Here is a 2510-nt window from a genome sequence, read left to right on the forward strand (position 1 = left end):
TGCTCGCGCGTGCTGGCACGGGGGATGGTGTTCACCCCGTCCCGGGTCATCAGCCAGGCGAGCGCGACCTGCGCAGGGGTGGCCTGGTGCCGGCTCGCGATCGCGATGGTCATGGGATGGCGCAGCAGGCGGCCCTGCTCGATCGGTGAGTAGGCCATCACCGGGGTGGCCTGCTCCTGCAAGTTCGGTAGCAGGTCGTACTCGATGCCCCGGCGGGTCAGGTTGTAGAGCACTTGGTCGGTCTGGACCGCCTCCCCGCCGGGGAGGGCCCGCAGCTCGGCCATGTCCCGGATGTCGAAGTTGCTGACGCCCCAGTAGCGGATCATGCCTAGCCTGACCAGCTCCTCGAAGGCGAGCACCGTCTGCTCGAGCGGCACCTGGCCGCGCCAGTGCAGCAGGTACAGGTCGAGCCGCTCGGCGCCAAGCCGCTTCAGGCTCCGGCGACACGCCTCGATGGTGTCCGCGTACGCCGCATGTGATGGCAGCACCTTGCTGACCAAGAACACCTCGTCCCGGCGTCCAGCGATCGCCTCGCCGACCAGCACCTCCGCCGCGCCGCTGCCGTACATCTCGGCGGTGTCGATCAACGTGAGCCCGTGGTCGATACCCAGGCGCAGGGCAGCGAGCTCCGACGCTCGTCGGGCGGGATTCTCGCCCAGGTGCCAAGTGCCCAGACCCATCACCGGAATGGCCTCCCCCGAGGGCAAGCGGACCGTCGGGATGGCTTGGGTCGACATCAGGGACGCTCCGTTGCTCTCGGGGTGCGGGGTCACGAGACCGCCACGTTCGCACGTCGTGCCGGTCCGCGGCATCCCGTGTCCGTGGGATCCGCGAGTCCACCAAAGGCCCGCCGGCGACCACACTCGTCAGACGATCGGCCCGCCAGCTCGCGAAGCCATGCGACGACGGGCGTCATTCCGCCGCCTGCCGGACGCGCGACCCTTCCGAGATCCAGACGCGTGTGTCGGGTCGCTCACCCTGTAGCGATTGATTGATCAACCCAAGCGGTGAGCGACCCTCCCACGGCCGGGCCGCCGGGACGGCTCGGCGGGGCGGCCAATGGTGAGACCTGGGATGCGGCAGAAGGTTGCGGACACCCCTCGCGGGCCGTGCTCAGCCGTCGCGCGCTGCTGCGGGCGAGCGTTCGCCTCGGCGCCCGGATGATGCCGCGGGGCGCTTGATCGCTGAGGCCAGGAACGACGCGCGCCACCTTCACGATCGGCGTGAGGTGAAGTTCCCGGGGGCCCTACCTTCGATGGAGGTCGCCAGCTCGCGGTCGATCCAGCGCCCGATCACCTCGACCACGTAGGCCCGCTCGCCGCGGTCGAGCCGGTGCCCCTTCGCGATGCCGTGCCACGTCTCCAGGCAGCTGCGGCAGCAGGTCGCGGTGGCGTGCTGGGCCACAAAGACCGGGTGGTTGCGGTAGGGGGTCTGCCGGCCGTCGTTGCGCGGCTCTGCCGGTGCCAGCCGCTCCGCGATGATCTCCGCGGCGTGAGCCCGCATCGTCTGAGGACCGCGCAGCTCAGCCGTAGCCCGCTCGCGCCCGCGTAGGTGGAACCGCCGCCCGAACGGTCGCGCGCTCGCGCGGTCAATTCGCTCATCGATCTCGGTGGGGTCGGGCACGCCCCCAGACTAGGCACGGCCCGGTGACCGACGACGAGGACAAGACCGGCCGGATCTCCGCGAGACAGCGAATCGTCAGTGTCCGAAGGGGTGACGAAGAGGAAGTGGAATCGCCCACGTCTTCCTCGGCTAGCTCGGCCAGCGGCGGTCGCGGACCCGATACGCCAGGGCACCGATCACGGCGAGGGGCCGGAACCCCGGACCCGAACCCGGACCCGAACCAATGCCGGGCATCCACGACCATGCCGCGCTCTGGCGCTTGCGGCACCTGGATCTGCCGCGACGAGCGCGCGCCAAGGTGTGTCATTTCCCCGCGATTGACCCGCGCCGTGCCGCGGTCATCCCACGGTCGAAGGAGCGGCGGCTTCGACAACGTATGCATCGTGGTCAGAAATGCGAGTGTCCCCAGAGAGAGCTCGATGCCGCTGCGTGGCTGTGACGTGCCACGACTTCGGGACGGCGATGTGGTCGATGCTGAGGAGGCCGTCGATCTGGTGAGGCATCCAAGCGGTCGGCACCTGGAGCTCCAGGCGCTCGACAGCCGCCAGCACCGACCGCCTGCCGGCGACCGAGCCGGTTGGCTCCCTGCCTGACAGTGCGTGGTTCCAGTCTCCACCCCATACGGACGGGCCGTTGGCCTCGACCGCATCGACGGCGGCGGTGGTCCGCTCAGCGCTGTTGGCGCCCACCCAAGGATCCCGGGTGCCGCAAGACCGCCACGGAAGGATGGAAGAGCAGACCCGCAGGCCAGCCAGCTCGACCGTGGCTGAGGCGCCGTGGGGATCGGGCCCCGGCAACATCGGTAGCCGGGAGGCGACTGCGGCCCACCGTCGCTTCGGCGACATCAACTTTCGCCCCAGATGCACGTCGTAGCCTGGAAGGTCCAA

Annotated in this window: 2 protein-coding genes; both read right to left on the minus strand. The window is 69.8% G+C overall.

The window, feature by feature from the left end:
• Positions 1 to 737: aldo/keto reductase (locus tag JWQ91_RS04530; RefSeq protein WP_297781416.1), on the minus strand; the 737-nt coding region annotated here is incomplete at its 3' end.
• A 475-nt stretch (positions 738 to 1212) separates the two neighbouring features.
• On the minus strand, positions 1213 to 1623 hold the full coding sequence (locus JWQ91_RS04535; RefSeq protein WP_297781419.1) for a DUF4186 domain-containing protein: 411 nt from the start codon (positions 1621 to 1623) through the stop codon (positions 1213 to 1215).
• Positions 1624 to 2510: the final 887 nt, after the last annotated feature.

Origin of the sequence: Aeromicrobium sp. (genome assembly GCF_025965075.1) — a bacterium.
In the GTDB taxonomy this organism is placed as follows: Bacteria; Actinomycetota; Actinomycetes; order Propionibacteriales; family Nocardioidaceae; genus Aeromicrobium.